The sequence below is a fragment of the Legionella sp. MW5194 genome (assembly GCF_016864235.1).
Lineage (GTDB): Bacteria > Pseudomonadota > Gammaproteobacteria > Legionellales > Legionellaceae > Legionella_C.
In genome coordinates, this window is record NZ_CP045732.1 from 263,230 (window position 1) to 278,901 (window position 15,672).

The following is a 15,672-nucleotide window of genomic DNA, read 5'->3' on the forward strand; positions in this document are numbered from 1 at the left end:
AATGACCGACGGTGTTATTGCTCCCCTTAATGAACTGATCGATTTAAGGCGGTATGCGCGCAAAATTCATTATAAACCTGGCTACAGTACCGTGAGTGCGGGCAATCATTTATCCAGACTGCGCGGCCGGGGGATGGATTTTTCCGAAGTAAGAAATTATCAGGCCGGCGATGAAATACGCCACATGGAATGGCGGGTAACCGCCCGCACAGGCCGTCCCCACATTAAAATTTATCAGGAAGAGCGAGAGCGTCCGGTGGTCATCCTGTCGGACTTCAATCCTTCCATGTATTTTGGTACCCGCGTGGCGTTTAAATCGGTGCTGGCCGCCCGCTTGGCCGCGTTAATTGCCTGGACTGCGGTCAGGCAGGGTGACCGGGTGGGTGGTCTGGTTTACTCAGCCAGCCGACATGATGAATTCATGCCGCGCAGCCGTGACGCAGGTATTTTACCCTGGCTTGCCTCCCTCAGCGACTACACGAGCCAAGGGATTAATCCCGTGAAAGCGGCGCCGCGCCTGTTGAGCGACGCCTTGCTGCGCTTGCGAAGGGTGACCCGGCCGGGCAGTATTGTGGTGTTGATCAGCGATTTTTATCATGTGGATGCCGACAGTGAAAAGCATTTAAGCCGGCTGCGTGCTCATAATGACATCCTCATCTATCACATCTGTGATGCTCTGGAGTTAAATCCGCCAAAGCCGGATGTGTATGCCATCACCAACGGTGGAGAGGAAATTTTAGTCGATACCCGCATTCATCGTGTCAGTGAGGACTACCGTCATTATTGCCAGCAGCGATTATTGAATCTGCAGGCGCTGTGCAAACGCCTGCAGATTCAATGCGTGACTGTCACGGCGGAGCAGGATCTGGCCCAATTGGTGAGACAGACTTTCCCACGGAGGTCCCGTGACTGAGCCACAACCGCTTAGCCAATTGCGCGATATCCATTTACCGGATCCGGTGAGCTGGTGGCCTCTGGCGCCAGGATGGTATCTTTTAATGGGGATAGCCTTCATTGGCGTTATGGTATTGATCGGGCTTATTTACCGGTACTATGCCAATGGCCGGGCCAAACGACAGGCATTAAAATTGCTGGCGATCTACCAACAGGATTATTTACGTGACGGCGACAGCCAGTCAGCCAGCGCCAAAGTATCTGAGTTGTTACGCCGTGTGGCGCTGGTTTATTTCCCGCGCGAGCAGGTGGCCAGCCTTAAAGGCGACGAATGGCTTGCTTTTCTAAACCGGACGGGACAAAACATCAATTTCAATGCCGTGCGGGACTGTCTATTGGAATTACCCTATCAAACGCAGGGCGACGTGAATGTCAAACCCTTGCTTTCACGTGCAAAAGCCTGGATACAACAAAGGGGGGCGCCATGTTCCAGTTAGCTCAACCCTTAATCCTCTTGTTGTTACCGCTGCCGATTCTGATTTGGTTCTTTGTGCCCCGCGCGGTTTTAGCGTTGCCTGCGGCCCTGCAGGTGCCTTTTTATGACGCCATGTATTCCATTGTGCAACAGGAAAAACGCTTGCTTGCCAACCAAGTGCGTTCGGGGTTGTTTTTAGCCATCTGGATTCTACTGATTGCTGCGGCGGCCGGCCCGCGGTGGGTCGGAAACCCTCTCCCCCTGGAAAGGGAAGGGCGCAACATCATGATGGTCCTTGATATATCTGGCAGCATGGAATTAATGGATATGGTACTGGATGGACGGCCAGTGAACCGTTTGACTGTGGTAAAGCGCAGCGCGGAACAATTCATCAGCGAACGGGCAGGCGATAAAATTGGTCTGATTCTGTTTGGTACCCGGGCTTACCTGCAAACGCCATTAACCTATGATCTTCACAGTGTCCTGATGCGCATTGAAGATGCCACCATTGGTCTTGCAGGAAAAACAACCTCCATTGGTGATGCCTTGGGATTGGCTGTCAAACGCCTGCAAAATGTTCCGCCTCAGGGACGGGTGATTATTTTATTAACGGATGGCGCCAACACGTCCGGCATGTTGCTGCCTTTAAAAGCCGCTGAGTTAGCCGCTGCCGATCACATCAAAGTCTACACCATTGGTCTGGGTTCCGAGGGCAATGTGCAATCATTGAATAATGCGTTTTTAGGCATGGGCACAGGCTCTGATCTGGACGAAGACACCCTTAGGAAAATTGCCGACGTAACCGGAGGTCATTATTTTCGCGCCACCGATCCTCAATCGCTGCAGTCTATTTATGAAAAAATCAATCAATTGGAAACCATTTCCCAGGATGAGGTGAGCATAAGGCCCGAGCAGGATTATTATCCCTGGCTGCTCGCTATCGCCCTGGCCTTGTTTTTATACTGGTTTGCCGAGCAGGCGGGAATGTTCCGGTTGATCAGGAGGAGTAGCCCCTTGAAGGAGACTCACCATGCTGGCTGATTTGCATTTTTTGCGGCCCTGGTGGCTGCTGGCCCTTGCGCCACTCTTGATACTCGCCGTTCAATTGTGGCGCAGTAACGCCCGACTGGATGCCTGGTCTTCCGTGTGTGATCGCCATTTGTTATCCCATTTAATTGTATCAAAAGGAGAGAATAAACGGCATGTCGCCATCCTGTCTCTTTTTCTAAGCGCTTTATGCCTCATCATCAGTCTGGCCGGCCCTGCTTTTCAAAAGTTACCGGTGCCATCCTATCACCGCATACAGCCTCGCGTTCTGGTTTTAGATATGTCGGATGCCATGCTGGAGCGGGATTTAACCCCGGACAGGTTAACGCGTGCCAAATTTAAATTGCATGATTTGTTTTCACGGACTGACATCGGCCAAACCGGTTTGGTGGTGTATACCGGTGAGCCCTTTATCGTGTCACCCTTGACGGACGATGCTCAGACCATCGACTCCCTCCTGTCCTCCTTAACGCCGGATATTATGCCAGTAGGGGGGCAAAAGCTGGATACGGCCTTGCAACAGGCTGGGCAGCTGATAACGCAGGCAGGATTTAATCAGGGCCAGATTCTGGTCTTAACAGCCGAGTCGCCGAGTAGCGAAGCCATTAAAGAAGTAGCCAATCTGGCGAAGCAGTCTATTTTTACCTCGGTGATGCCCGTTGTTGGCGGCAATGCATCCATTAATCCCCTTTTTCAGGAACTGGCAAACGCTGGCATGGGCCTGGTTATTCCTTTTAGCAACAATGCCAGTGATTTGGATCATTGGCTGAATGCTTCGTCTGGAGAGCAGCAATACAATCTGGACGAACAAAACCTAATCCCGGTTTGGCGTGATGACGGGCGCTGGTTTTTAATTCCGGCTTTGCTCTTTTTATTGCCGGTATTCAGACGAGGCTGGTTACAAAGGATAGAATCATGAGAGTTGTGCTGTTTTCGCTCCTGTTGTTAGGCAGCGCGATGGTTCACGCGTTCAGTTGGCAGGATTTATGGGCGACAGATGATCAGCAGGCCCAGACATTGATGAACAAAGGGCAATACAAAAAAGCGCAGGAACGGTTTCAACAACCCGATTGGCAGGCGGCTGCGGCTTACCGTGCCGGTGATTATGAAGCAGCGGCTAAACAGTTCGGCGCTTTGGAAACCCAACAGGGCTATTACAATCAAGGCAATGCCTTAGCGCATATGGGACGATACGAAGAGGCTATTAAGGCTTACGATGACGCCTTGAGAATCAATCCCGCTGACGAGGATGCCCTGCATAATCGTCAGGTTGTCGAAGACTTGTTGAAAAAGGATAAGGATAAACAGCAAAACCAGCAGGCCAATAATCAACAAAATCAGCAGAATCAGGATCAGCAGGGTGATAAGCAACAGCAGGATGAGGATCAACAGGGTAATAAGCAACAAGACCAGCAGAATCAGGATCAACAGGGTAATAAGCAACAAGACCAGCAGAATCAGGATCAGCAGGGTAACAAGCAACAGAACCAGCAGAATCAGGATCAACAGGGTAATAAGCAACAAGACCAGCAGAATCAGGATCAGCAGGGTAACAAGCAACAGAACCAGCAGAATCAGAATCAACAGGGTAGCGAGCAGCAAGACCAGCATAAGCAGCCTGCCCGCCAGGATAAAAACAATCAGGTTGATGACACGCTCAAACAAGCCGAGGTAAACAAGCAACAATCAGCAGAAAATCGCGAAAAGCAACAGGCGAAAGAGCAAATGTTAAATTTGATTCCCGATGATCCGGGCGGACTAATGCGGGAAAAATTCCTGCGGGATCATTTAAAAAGAAAACGAGGGTGGTACCAATGAGACGAGGTTTGATTCTTATCAGCTTAACCTTCTGGCTGGGGTTCACCCAGGCTGCAGTGACCCTTCAGGTGGATGCTCAAAAAGTACAGATGGGGCAACCCTTCAGGTTAACCTTAACCCTGGATGACGAGAGCGGTTTACCGGACTTAACTCCCTTACGTAAGAATTTTACCATTGTTGGAACCGAGCGCAGCATCAATTACACAGTCATCAATGGCCAGGCGCGCTCAGTCAATCAATGGATAATCCTGCTCATGCCGAAACGCACCGGCATGCTGACCATTCCCTCCATTCGCGTCGGGCAGGAGCAGACCACGGCAACGACTGTGGACGTGACGGAAGACAAACCCGATGAAACGCAATCCATGGATGAACCTAAGGACATCATGCTGCTGACCGAGGTAAGCGATGAACACCCTTACGTCAACCAGCAGGTAATTTACACCGTTAAATTGTATTACAACCGTCGATTGCTTGATGCCGATTATCAAACACCGGAAATCAGTGACGGTTTGCTGGTTCCCCTGGGCGAAGGTCGGCGCTATCAAAAGTCCATTAACGGCATTGCCTATGCGGTGGAAGAACAGCAGTACGCCCTTTTCCCACAAAAAAGCGGTCCCTTAAAAATCAAGCCGCCTGTCTATAATGCGCTGGTCGCGGATGTCATACCCCGGCGCGCCAGTGTCAAAGCCAAGGCAACCACCCTAATGGTTAAGCCCGCGCCTGCCAATGCCGGTACGGATTGGTTTCCGGCCAAGCAGGTGCAATTAACGGAAACCTATGATCAACCCTCTCTCACGTTAAAGCAGGGCGATACATTGACCCGCACTATTACCGTACAGGCCACTGGTGCTGCAGCACAACTGATGCCGCGCTTAAATGTACAAAAGAGCGATCAATACAGTATTTACCCTGAAAAACCGCTTGAAAAAACCACATTGCAGGCCGAAAATCTGGTTGGAACGACCACAGTCAAAGTGACTTACCTGCTCAATAAATCAGGGAAAATTGTTATCCCCGAATTGAAACTCCCCTGGTTTAATACGGTCACTCGCCGCGCCGCGGTAGCAACGTTACCGGCCCGCACACTGGATGTCGCCTCATTCGGCGGCAACGCCAATGCAGTGCCTGCGGCATCAAGCGTCTTGCCAAAAACATCAACCGCGCCCGTCCTTACCAATCCGGTTAACGCGTCAAATCCCAAACAAGCACAAAACAATTCACTGGCCTGGATTATCGCCGCTCTGTTTGCGTTGGCGTGGGGTATTACCCTGCTGCTTTGGTGGGTAAAGCAACGGCAACCTTCGGGTCGAGGGCGTCTTCTGGCCAGTCGCAACAAACTCCGGGACGCCTGCCTTGCCAATGATCCTCAAGCGGCTAAAAACGCCTTGCTCGACTGGGCTCATTTACAATGGCCCAATGAAACAATACTCACGATTAATGATGTCGCGCGTCTTGTGCGCGATCCGGGACTGAAAAGGCAACTGATGTTGTTATCGGAAGTGTTGTATCAACCGGGGGCGCATCCCTGGAAAGGCGAAACGCTCTGGCGAGGTATGATGACGATGAAAAACAATCAGGGCACGCCCAAAAAGCCTAATCCCTTGCCCCCCATTAATCCGTCGTGACCCGAATAATGGACGTCAAGGATTACTGCCGGCTGGATGCTCATGCGCTGGCCGCAAAAATAAAGGCAGGCGAAACCACCCCGGAAGAGGCCATGGATTGTGCCTTAACTCGTCTGCGGCAAGTCAACCCGTCACTGAACGCCATTGTCCACGAATGCAGCGGCTGGGCCTTTGATCGGTTAAAAAACATGCAAGGCGACGAACCTTTTTATGGTGTGCCAGTGGTGGTCAAAGATTTGGGATTTACCTTAAAGGGCGTTCCATTTACGGCTGGTTCTCGTTTCTTTGCCGGCACCGTACCGCAAGCCAACAGCGATTACATTGATAATTTACTGTCGCTTGGCATGCTCCCTTTTGCGACCACCAATACCCCCGAGCTTGGTCTGTCCTTTGTCACCGAGCCCGTGTTACATGGCCCGGCAAAAAATCCCTATGATCCTGCTTTAACCCCTGGCGGTTCCTCAGGGGGCTCAGCGGCTGCGGTAGCGGCAGGCATTGCCCCTGTGGCCACGGCCAGTGATGGCGGCGGCTCAATCCGTATTCCGGCGGCCTGTTGCGGCTTATTTGGCTTTAAACCGACGCAGGGACTTATCTCCCTGGGGCCCTGGGTAGAAGAATCCTTGTCCGGTTTAAGCGGTCAGCACGTGATTACTCGCACGGTGCGCGACTCAGCCCGGGTCTTTGCCCATCAGGTACGGCATCAAAAACCGATAATACCGGTTATTCCTTCACAGCCGAAAACAGTGGTCCTGGTGCCCAACGCGTTTACACCGGTTGCGATCGAACCTCCCTGCCTCTTGGCCATGGACATCATGCGTCAACAACTGGAGGCGCTGGGTTATTCTGTAAGCGAACGGGAGCTAACGCTGGATTTGGAGTTGATTAATCAGTGTGCTCTGATTTTAATTACCGCCAATACGGCGGCTGTCATTGAAAGCCAGCAGCAGCTATTGGGGCGCAAGGCGAGAAAGCATGACCTTGAGCCAGCGACCTGGGCGTTTTATCGTGAAGGGAAGGCCATCAAGGCGAGTCAACTTATTCAGGCTCGAACTCAACTTTATCGGTGCCTGCGTCCACTGCATGCCTTACTGAATGACGCAGCGTTTCTGCTGACCCCGGCATTAGCCCAATTACCGATTAAAATCGGTAGTCTTGTCTACAACAATGATCTTAAAGCTTATATAGAGCAAGGCCGAGCGTTTTCTCCGTTTACGCCGTTATTTAATCAGGCCAACTTACCTGCGATGACATTGCCCGTCATGTCTCACGGGGAATTGCCTGTCTCGGTACAGATTGCTTCAGGACGGTGGCGCGACTGGGCATTGCTGGCTCTGGCCGAGCAATTGCAACCCGCCTTCCCATCGTTTTCCCCGCCGTTGCCTTAATGGAAAGCGAATTCAGCAATGCGCCTATTAACTGGCAGCATTGAAGAAATATTTTCTAGGCGACTCGCTATTTATTTCCTGCTGGAGTATAATAACAAGACTTGGTTGTTTTCTATATCTCAGTGGAAAAATGTTACTCTCGTGAAAATCCCTCTTTGAATATCAAGTGACGAATTATCGCGTAAAGTCCCATTGTCATGGCTTTGATTAGACAACTCCAAGTGTGTGTTTAATTTTATTTGGAAAATATAAATGTCCGCTATAGTAGAAACTGGCCACGTCAAGTGGTTTAATGATGATAAAGGTTATGGCTTCATTAGCCGCGATAATGGTCAAGACGATGTTTTCGTCCACTTCCGCTCCATCAAAAGCGAAAGTGCCGGACGCAGAACATTAGTTGAAGGTCAACGTGTACAGTTCACCGTCAGTAAAGGCCCTAAAGGATTACAAGCAGAAGAAGTATCTGCCATCTAATCCTGTCGTTTCTACCCATTTTTTCTCTTTACCAGCAGCATCGCTGCTGGTAAAAGAGAATTATCTCTATGAAAAATCCGGATGTAATAATCATTGGTGCTGGGGCAGCCGGTTTGATGTGTGCCATCGAAGCGGGCTTTCGTGGCCGTCGCGTACTGGTGATTGATCACGCCAACAAAGCGGGCAAAAAAATTCTGATGTCCGGTGGTGGTCGTTGCAATTTCACCAATTATGACATCGAGGCGCATCATTATCTTTCTGCCAATCCTCATTTTTGTAAATCGGCGTTAAAACGCTACACCGCCTATGATTTCATTGATCTGGTCAACAAATTCCGTATTCCTTTTCATGAAAAATCGCACGGGCAATTGTTCTGCGATAACAAATCGTCTGATATTGTGGGGATGTTGCTCGCCTGTTGCGAAGATGCCGGAGTCACCATTGCATTAAATACCTCGATTCAATCCGTTCATCTCGAAGGAAAAGGTTATCGTTTGCAGTTGGCCTGCGGCACACGCCTTCAATGCGACTCCCTGGTGGTTGCTACTGGTGGGTTATCCATCCCTACCATGGGGGCTTCACCCTTTGGGTACCAATTGGCGGCGCAATTTGGCTTAAACGTGCTGCCGACCAGGGCCGGATTAGTTCCTTTTACACTGCAGCCGCAGGATAAGGAACGGTACGGCACATTGTCGGGCATTTCGGTGCCTTGCCGTGTAGCCTGTAATAATCAGGAATTTAATCTCGATATGCTGTTTACCCATCGCGGCTTAAGCGGCCCTGCCATGTTGCAGATTTCTTCTTTCTGGCGCGCTGGAGAGGAGTTAACCATTGATCTCGCGCCGGGGCATGATCTGGCGGCCGCGCTCCTGGCTGCGAAACGTAAAACACCGAAAATGCGGTTGAAAACCTGTCTGGAAATGACCTTGCCAAAACGAGTGGTGGCGACCTGGCAGGAGGAGGACGTGCTTGAAAAAGAATTAACCACCTTTTCTGATCAACGGTTGAAAGACGTGGCATTAAGCGTCACTCAATGGCGCATCAAGCCCAATGGCACCGAAGGCTACCGTACGGCGGAAGTCACGCTGGGTGGTGTGGATACCGAGGCCATTTCCTCCCAAACCATGGCAGTGAAATCAATCCCCGGCCTGTACTTTATCGGCGAGGTTCTCGATGTCACCGGCTGGTTAGGCGGGTATAATTTTCAATGGGCTTGGTCTTCCGGTTGGGCGGCCGGGCAAGTGGTATAACCTCAGCAAAATTCTCGTAAGTTACCGAAACTTCTGTATAATCAGGTGTGCCTTAAATTGACAGGATGCCTACGTGATCAGAATCATTGTATCGTTATTGTCCCTCTATGCTGTGTTTGCCCAGGCTTCAGTGCCAGTAGACGGTACGTTTATTGCAGGTAAATCATGCCCTGCCTACCTTTCCAAAAACAAAAAAACTAACCCGTCCAATGCCTCGGTTGAAGCAGGGCAGCGTTTTACCTTAATAGAGATTAACCGCCCCTACAAACCGGACTGGCTGCGCATTGTCATGGCGGATGGGACGGGGCGCTGGGTTGCCAGCCAATGCGGTGATGCCGATTACCAGACTCAACCCGCCAGCCGTTGCGATCAAAGTCCAGGCATGGCGGACTCGTATGTACTGGCGTTAAGCTGGCAACCCGCCTTTTGCCAGACCTATGGTTATGAAGCAGGCAAGCCTGAGTGCATGAAATTGAAACCAGCTTCTTACGCGGCGTCTCACTTGACTTTGCACGGCATGTGGCCAAATCAGAATCAATGCGGTCAAAATTACGGTTTCTGCGGCGTGGAGCCGCAGCCTAATCATTGTGATTACCCGGCTGTGAATTTAAACGATGAAGTGGCAGAGAGATTGCGTGTGCTGATGCCAAGCTATGCCTTTGGCAGTTGCCTCGAACGGCATGAGTGGTATAAGCATGGCAGTTGTCAGATTTTAAGTGCTGATGCCTATTTCTCATTGGCCATGCGCCTGGCCAGTGAAGCGGATCTCTCGCAGTTAGGCACTTACCTGCATGAACATCTTGGTAAAACCGTGACGCGAAATGAACTGGAAGAGAGAGTGCGTCTGTCGTTTGGCAGTAATGCAGCCAAGAAGGTGTATCTCGGATGTAAAAACGGCTTTTTAGTCGACATTTATATTCAGTTGCCGGCATTGATACCCTATTCAGAATCACTTAAAACCTTAGTCGAGAAGGCACCGGAATTAAAACGCTACCAGGGCTGTCCTGCGTCGGTCGGCATTTCCGATTTCACCATGAATGCCTGGTTTTAGGCCGTTTGGTTCATCCTGCCGAGGCTTGAGAATCACCAGGCAGGATGCTTGCGCATTGCTTTAACTTCCTCTAATGTAGGGAAATACACGTCCATTTGGAAACGAGATTTATGTTGAGCCGCTTTTTGGTATTGATTTTTATAGGGTTTCTACTTAGTGGTTGCCATCGCCAGGCGGTAGCGACCGAGCAGCAACCCGTGGCAGTGGCCAATGTTCGTAGCACGCAGGTCCGTACAGTACCGAGCTTCAATCATGTCATTGCCAGAGGGCGTCTCAATGTCGATTTGCACACCGGCTATTCAAAACCGCAAGTGATTCTTCGTGGCGCGGCAAGCGATCTGCAGCAGGTGGTGACCAAAGTTCAGAATGGCCAGTTGCTTATCCAGATTGGTGAAGGCTATCCCCGTTGCGGTGCGGTTTCAGTCGAAGTTCGGGGTCATTATTTAAACTCCTTCACTTACCAGGGCGGCGGCGTCATTACCGGCTCCCGCCTTCATTCCGGCTTACTGGATTTAAGCATTGATAATCCGGGTAATACGACGTTGGGCGGTGATATTTTTCTGCGCAAACTGGATGTCCGAGGCAGCGGCAATGTCCAGATTAGCGGCGTTCACGCGCATTATTTACAACTGTCCATGCGCGGCAAGCCGCATGTGCAATTGACCGGGGTGGCCAATCTGTCCATGGTCGAACTGGCAGGTGAAGGCTGGTTCAGCATGTACTGGATAAAAAGCGATAAATTAAAAATTCGCGCCAAAAACAAAGCCTTTATGCAGTTGGCCGGTATTGCCAATGTCATTGATGTGGAATTATGGGGTAATGCCCAATTTAAGGGGCGCTATTTACGAGCCAACCGCGCCTTTGTTAAAACGCATGATCGGGCTGTGGCTGAGCTTTCAGCCGTTAAACGGCAACATACTCTGGCGAGCGATGCCAGTGATATTTATTTTTACAATCTTCCGGAAATGCGGACCGACTTCATGGCCTATAATGGGGCGGTGCTGGACATGCGGGATTGGGGATATTATTCCATGCAGGAATACACGCGATACAATAAGAGTTTGAATAATTAACAGCCCTGATGGGCTGTTGGTTATTTCCCAAATCCCCAGGACATCGGTGTGAATTCCATCTCGTCATCAAAGAATTCGAAATTAAGTCCATTGATCATTAAGGCCGGATCGATGTCGGTTGTGTTTGGCTCATCCCCCATTCCCTGTTGCAATCCCTCTTTCACGAGATAAACGACAGAAAAAACAGCGGCCACCCAGGCACCCACATTGCCCAACGTACTAATCACTTCTTTTTCTTTTTTAGAAAACATGACGACTCCCTTTATGTTGCTGAATAAAGGGATTGAGTGTACATGATTAAAGCAGGCTTAACCAGTCGTCAGATTCTGATTAACACATTGAATAATGTCGGCAATATCACCATCCAGCGGCAACACATGGGCTGATTTGGCAAGCCAGTGAATGGTGACATTGTCACAGCCTGCAAAACGGGCAGCCACACGGCGCGAAGCCACCACTTCATCATAACAGCCGAGAAACACATCGGTAGGGCAGGTGGGTGGTTTGAATTCAAACTGCTTCACCAGGGTTAAAATCTCAATGATGGTAGTCAGCGGCAATTGGCGATAAGCGATTTCACAATGATTGGTTGTGAATAAATTACCGGCTGCGCTTCGTAATTGACGAAATCCCAGCTGGTAGAGGATTCTGGCCAGTTTCAGGGAACCGGGTAAGGCCAACTGCAAATCAAGTGCCGGTGCCAGTAGATACAGGTGATTTAAAGGAAAACGGCTGCTCAAGTGACAGGCTAAGAGCCCGCCCAAGGACAGGCCCATGATATCCACCTGTTTAAACTCAGCCACCAGCGTCGCACAAACGTCCTCAACATAGGCAAGCCAATCAAGGGCCTTAACTTCGGCAAACGCATCGAGATTCTTGCCATGGCCTGGCAGTACCGGAGCAACCACGGCATCGTAGCCTGTAAATGCCCCCAGGAGATTACGAAAGACTGCTGGTGAAGAAGAGAAACCGTGCAACAACAGCAGGGCATGGTTTTTTTCCTTGCCTTCGCGCTTAAAGGGCTGCAACAGTTCGGCATCCCGCCTGCGCAACATGGAAACCTGCACCCCGCGTCTCATACAGCGAAAATCATTTAAATTCATTCCATTCCCTTCGGATAAGCCTGTCATCGTTGGCAATCATAACAAACCATCGACGTTTGTACCTACTGATACCTGATTTTACTGATGCCATTGGGTAGTGTCCGCTACTGCTAATGTGAAAAAAAATTGTAAATGCAGCCGTCTACGCAGAAATAACAACGATTTAGTAATATTATACTTGATAATATTATACAACGAATACCCGTAAAACGTATTGTCGCTTGGTGGGTATGCTATTCTTAATAGAGTAATGACATTTTGCAGGTGATTTTATGTCTGGAACAGAATTATCAGGGTCCATACCTAACCCCACGTCGACCACGCCAAGCCCAGGCTCTGGAGGCAACAGCGATAATGATGATTTGGTCAGCAAAATCAATCAGTATATGGTAGGTAATAATCAGCAAGACAAGGATGAGGAAAAAGATCCTCACATGAAGCAGCTTGAGGAATTACTAAAATTTGTCGAAGACATCAACTCACAGGTCACTGGTGCCATTAATCAGGCGATATCACCCGCGATCGGCGCTGCAGGCAGTGCCATAAGTCAGGGATTTAATTCAGTCCAGGGCATGTTTTCCAGCGGCGGCACTAACGCCGGCGATGATGCGCCAGAAGCGGGGCAGGATGATAGCATGGACATGGATGGAGACGGCATAGAAATGTCGATGATGAGCACTGACACCATGACCGACCCCATGGATGCGATTGAAGACATGCCGGAACTGGATCAGTTTGAAAGCATCGTCAGCGGTCCAGGCGCGGGCCAGGGACAGGATATGGATTTGGAACAAGAGGTGACCCAGGGTGTCTCAATGGTGATGTAACCTTGACATCGGGTAGTTAATGGTTGCCCGCTTAAGCGGGCAGACATGAAACCTTAAGATTCCATTAGCTTGTGCGGCAGGCTTTCCAGACGGCCGGCCTGCGTAATCACCACATAATTCAATTTGCGTTGCAGTTCGGAGATGGTATCGGAGCCCGCATAGGTTAAACCCGAACGTAAACCACCGATAATATCCGCAATAATTGCATCCTGATTGGTTTTGTAGAGTACTTCAGTTGCTACTCCCTCGGCTGTTTTCCATTCATGCATTTGCCCGAGAAAATCTTCCTGTGCCTCGCGGGAGGCCATGCCGCGGTAGCGTTTGACCAGACGCCCATCGTCCTTTTTAATGACCTCGCCGGGCGTGGGTTCCGTGCCGGCCAACATGCCGCCAATCATGACAAAATCGGCGCCAAAGGCCAAGGCTTTGACGATGTCACCTGACGTACGGATACCCCCATCAGCGACAATGGAACGATCCGTGCGGGCGCAATCCTGAATGCAGGTAAGCATGGGAATGCCAAAACCGGTTTTAATTCGCGTGCTGCAGACGGAGCCGCCGCCAATACCGGCTTTGATGATGTCCGCACCGCAGGAGGCTAAATAATCCGCGCCGGCATAGGTCGCGACATTGCCCGCCATAATGCAGCGGCTGCCAAGAAGTTTGCGCAGGTTTTTTAAGGTTTTACCCACGTATTTGGCATGGGCGTGGGCGACGTCAACACAGAAAAAATCAGCGCCCGCATCGCGCAGGGCTTCGGCACGCTGCAATTCCGCATCCGTGCAGCCAACGGAGACAAAAACCTGTCCCTGACACTGTTTGAATTCACGAATGTTGTCGTCAATGCTTAAAAAGCGATGCATGACGCCAATGCCGCCCTTGCTGTGCATAAAGTTAGCCATGTTGCTTTCGGTAATGGTATCCATGTTCGAGCTCATAATCGGCAGCTTAAGATTTAATTTGCCGAGACGATCCGTCATGCCGATATTCACTACCCGGCGAGACTCATGATGATTGTAGGCGGGCACCAGCAACACATCATCGAAGGTAATGGCTTGCATACTCATGCGTATTCTCTCCTAAAACGCGTACTATAAATGCTCTGCTGCATAATAAGCAAGCCTTGAGCGTTCGCCGCGTGTTAGGGTCATGTGGGCACTGTGCTGCCAATGTTTGAAACGATCCACGGCAAAGGTTAATCCCGATGTTGTTTCCGTGAGGTAGGGGGTATCAATCTGCTTGATGTCGCCAAGGCAGATTATTTTACTGCCCGGACCCGCACGGGTGACCAGTGTTTTAATCTGTTTGGAGGTGAGGTTTTGAGCCTCGTCAATGATAATAAACCGATTTAAAAAGGTGCGGCCGCGCATGAAATTGAGTGAGCGGATTTTAATTTTGTTCTGCAGCAAATCCTGCGTGGCATTTCGGCCAAACGTGCCGCCTTCCTGCGAACTGTGCAGCACCTCAAGGTTATCCATCAAGGCACCCATCCAGGGCGTCATTTTTTCTTCTTCGGTTCCGGGTAAAAAGCCGATGTCCTCTCCCACGGGGATGGTGACGCGCGTCATTAAAATTTCGTTGTAGCGGTTCTGATCAAGGACCTGGGTTAGTCCGGCCGCAATAGTCAACAAGGTTTTTCCTGTTCCCGCCGAGCCTTGCAGGGTCACAAAATCAATGTCCGGGTCCAGCAGCATGTTCAAGGCAAAATTCTGCTCGCGGTTACGGGCATTGATGCCCCAGACGGAATGCTTGGGTTGGGTGAAGTCACGTGCGACCTGCACGACAACACCGTTGGATTCAATGGTTTTAACCATGGCCTGGAACTGGTTGTCTTCCGTACTTAAACAATCATTGTAATTCCACTGATTCGTGAGAGGGCCGGTGATGCGATAAAACGTTTTGCCGTTTTCCTGCCAGGCCTCCATGTTTTTAGAATGCGTATCCCAGAAGTTGTTTTCAAGAATGTGCAATCCGCTGTGTAACAGATTGACATCGTCCAACACTTGATCGTTGTAGTAATCTTCCGCCGGAATGCCGAGAATACCGGCTTTAATCCTGAGATTAATGTCTTTGGAAATAATCACCACGGCCCGATCCGGGTGTTTTTTCTGCAGGCCTAACGCCGTGGCGAGCAGCGTGTTGTCGGCTTTATGTCCTGGCAGGGATGTTGGTCGCAATTGCTCAAATTCATCGGTCTGGAAAAACAAGCGGCCGCTGCTTTTAATGTTTTCCGAGGTCAGAAAGCTCGGAATAGGCAAGCCGGCTACGATTTGGGTATGGCTGGCATTGCTCATCAATTCCACCAGCATGCGGTTGGTTTGTCGTACGTTGCGTGCCACTTCCGAGAGGCCGGTTTTGTGACTGTCGAGTTCTTCAAGCACCACCATCGGCAGGTAAATATCATGCTCCTCAAAGCGGTAGATGGCAGTGGGATCATGCATGAGGATATTCGTATCCAACACAAATAATTTTCGGCTTTCAGATTTATTGTCCATGATAATCCCTGTCTACTAAATCAATTCATTGTGATTAGGGCGGGGAGCGCAGTCAAGTGAATTCATGCCCAAGCCGTGAAGTTTATCCAGGTTAACGTGATCAACGCGAGAGGAACTGGAGCCGTTCATCAAAAGAACTGGAATCACACGCA

At 50.2% G+C, this 15,672-nt stretch carries 16 protein-coding genes; 12 read left to right on the forward strand and 4 right to left on the reverse strand.

The features are described 5' to 3' along the window. The first annotated feature begins 1 nt into the window (after position 1). From GH742_RS01260 to GH742_RS01310, 11 genes are all read left to right on the forward strand, one after another. The gene (locus tag GH742_RS01260; RefSeq protein ID WP_203455806.1) at positions 2-913 is read left to right on the forward strand and encodes a DUF58 domain-containing protein; all 912 of its coding nucleotides are present in this window, start codon (positions 2-4) and stop codon (positions 911-913) included. Then, entirely contained in the window at positions 906-1,391 is a 486-nt protein-coding gene (locus tag GH742_RS01265; protein WP_203455807.1) for a DUF4381 domain-containing protein, read from the forward strand. Before GH742_RS01260 ends, GH742_RS01265 begins: the two co-directional genes overlap by 8 nt. Then, positions 1,379-2,410, forward strand: coding sequence for a VWA domain-containing protein (locus tag GH742_RS01270; protein ID WP_203455808.1), 1,032 nt, complete (start codon positions 1,379-1,381; stop codon positions 2,408-2,410). The genes GH742_RS01265 and GH742_RS01270 overlap by 13 nt, the downstream gene beginning before the upstream one ends. Beyond that, positions 2,400-3,335 (forward strand): VWA domain-containing protein, encoded by a 936-nt coding sequence (locus GH742_RS01275; protein WP_203455809.1) that lies wholly within the window; start codon positions 2,400-2,402, stop codon positions 3,333-3,335. Before GH742_RS01270 ends, GH742_RS01275 begins: the two co-directional genes overlap by 11 nt. Next, positions 3,332-4,234: a tetratricopeptide repeat protein gene (locus GH742_RS01280; protein WP_203455810.1), complete on the forward strand. Its 903-nt coding sequence runs from the start codon at positions 3,332-3,334 to the stop codon at positions 4,232-4,234. The genes GH742_RS01275 and GH742_RS01280 overlap by 4 nt, the downstream gene beginning before the upstream one ends. Beyond that, positions 4,231-5,862, forward strand: a complete 1,632-nt coding sequence (locus GH742_RS01285; protein ID WP_203455811.1) for a BatD family protein — start codon at positions 4,231-4,233, stop codon at positions 5,860-5,862. The genes GH742_RS01280 and GH742_RS01285 overlap by 4 nt, the downstream gene beginning before the upstream one ends. After that, positions 5,859-7,247: an amidase gene (locus GH742_RS01290; protein ID WP_239005243.1), complete on the forward strand. Its 1,389-nt coding sequence runs from the start codon at positions 5,859-5,861 to the stop codon at positions 7,245-7,247. Before GH742_RS01285 ends, GH742_RS01290 begins: the two co-directional genes overlap by 4 nt. Positions 7,248-7,499: 252 nt before the next feature. Continuing rightward, positions 7,500-7,721 (forward strand): cold-shock protein, encoded by a 222-nt coding sequence (locus GH742_RS01295; RefSeq protein WP_058531672.1) that lies wholly within the window; start codon positions 7,500-7,502, stop codon positions 7,719-7,721. 68 nt (positions 7,722-7,789) lie between these two features. Beyond that, on the forward strand, positions 7,790-8,971 hold the full coding sequence (locus tag GH742_RS01300; RefSeq protein WP_203455812.1) for an NAD(P)/FAD-dependent oxidoreductase: 1,182 nt from the start codon (positions 7,790-7,792) through the stop codon (positions 8,969-8,971). 73 nt (positions 8,972-9,044) lie between these two features. Continuing rightward, positions 9,045-10,022 (forward strand): ribonuclease T, encoded by a 978-nt coding sequence (locus GH742_RS01305; RefSeq protein ID WP_203455813.1) that lies wholly within the window; start codon positions 9,045-9,047, stop codon positions 10,020-10,022. A 110-nt stretch (positions 10,023-10,132) separates the two neighbouring features. Then, entirely contained in the window at positions 10,133-11,095 is a 963-nt protein-coding gene (locus GH742_RS01310; RefSeq protein WP_203455814.1) for a GIN domain-containing protein, read from the forward strand. A gap of 20 nt (positions 11,096-11,115) precedes the next feature. Here the strand turns inward: GH742_RS01310 and GH742_RS01315 are convergent, their stop codons facing one another. Both GH742_RS01315 and GH742_RS01320 read right to left on the reverse strand, forming a co-directional pair. Continuing rightward, on the reverse strand, positions 11,116-11,346 hold the full coding sequence (locus GH742_RS01315; protein WP_203455815.1) for a hypothetical protein: 231 nt from the start codon (positions 11,344-11,346) through the stop codon (positions 11,116-11,118). Positions 11,347-11,403: 57 nt separating this feature from the next. Continuing rightward, entirely contained in the window at positions 11,404-12,198 is a 795-nt protein-coding gene (locus GH742_RS01320; RefSeq protein WP_203455816.1) for a carboxylesterase, read from the reverse strand. A gap of 272 nt (positions 12,199-12,470) precedes the next feature. Here GH742_RS01320 and GH742_RS01325 point away from each other — a divergent pair, with 272 nt between their 5' ends. Next, the gene (locus GH742_RS01325; RefSeq protein ID WP_203455817.1) at positions 12,471-13,025 is read left to right on the forward strand and encodes a hypothetical protein; all 555 of its coding nucleotides are present in this window, start codon (positions 12,471-12,473) and stop codon (positions 13,023-13,025) included. A gap of 53 nt (positions 13,026-13,078) precedes the next feature. On the opposite strand, the gene GH742_RS01330 is transcribed toward GH742_RS01325, so the two are convergent. Beyond that, entirely contained in the window at positions 13,079-14,092 is a 1,014-nt protein-coding gene (locus GH742_RS01330; RefSeq protein WP_203455818.1) for a guanosine monophosphate reductase, read from the reverse strand. A 24-nt stretch (positions 14,093-14,116) separates the two neighbouring features. Continuing rightward, on the reverse strand, positions 14,117-15,520 hold the full coding sequence (locus tag GH742_RS01335) for a PhoH family protein (protein WP_203455819.1): 1,404 nt from the start codon (positions 15,518-15,520) through the stop codon (positions 14,117-14,119). Positions 15,521-15,672: the final 152 nt, after the last annotated feature.

Excerpts from the sequence above, each read along its gene's own strand:
- GH742_RS01275 (WP_203455809.1), top strand. The coding sequence starts at position 2,400 with ATGCTGGCTGATTTGCATTTTTTGCGGCCCTGGTGGCTGCTGGCCCTT.
- GH742_RS01260 (WP_203455806.1), top strand. The coding sequence starts at position 2 with ATGACCGACGGTGTTATTGCTCCCCTTAATGAACTGATCGATTTAAGG.
- GH742_RS01315 (WP_203455815.1), bottom strand. The coding sequence starts at position 11,346 with ATGTTTTCTAAAAAAGAAAAAGAAGTGATTAGTACGTTGGGCAATGTG.
- GH742_RS01325 (WP_203455817.1), top strand. The coding sequence starts at position 12,471 with ATGTCTGGAACAGAATTATCAGGGTCCATACCTAACCCCACGTCGACC.
- GH742_RS01335 (WP_203455819.1), bottom strand. The coding sequence starts at position 15,520 with ATGGACAATAAATCTGAAAGCCGAAAATTATTTGTGTTGGATACGAAT.
- GH742_RS01295 (WP_058531672.1), top strand. The coding sequence starts at position 7,500 with ATGTCCGCTATAGTAGAAACTGGCCACGTCAAGTGGTTTAATGATGAT.
- GH742_RS01285 (WP_203455811.1), top strand. The coding sequence starts at position 4,231 with ATGAGACGAGGTTTGATTCTTATCAGCTTAACCTTCTGGCTGGGGTTC.
- GH742_RS01270 (WP_203455808.1), top strand. The coding sequence starts at position 1,379 with ATGTTCCAGTTAGCTCAACCCTTAATCCTCTTGTTGTTACCGCTGCCG.
- GH742_RS01320 (WP_203455816.1), bottom strand. The coding sequence starts at position 12,198 with ATGAATTTAAATGATTTTCGCTGTATGAGACGCGGGGTGCAGGTTTCC.
- GH742_RS01300 (WP_203455812.1), top strand. The coding sequence starts at position 7,790 with ATGAAAAATCCGGATGTAATAATCATTGGTGCTGGGGCAGCCGGTTTG.
- GH742_RS01280 (WP_203455810.1), top strand. The coding sequence starts at position 3,332 with ATGAGAGTTGTGCTGTTTTCGCTCCTGTTGTTAGGCAGCGCGATGGTT.
- GH742_RS01310 (WP_203455814.1), top strand. The coding sequence starts at position 10,133 with ATGTTGAGCCGCTTTTTGGTATTGATTTTTATAGGGTTTCTACTTAGT.
- GH742_RS01330 (WP_203455818.1), bottom strand. The coding sequence starts at position 14,092 with ATGAGTATGCAAGCCATTACCTTCGATGATGTGTTGCTGGTGCCCGCC.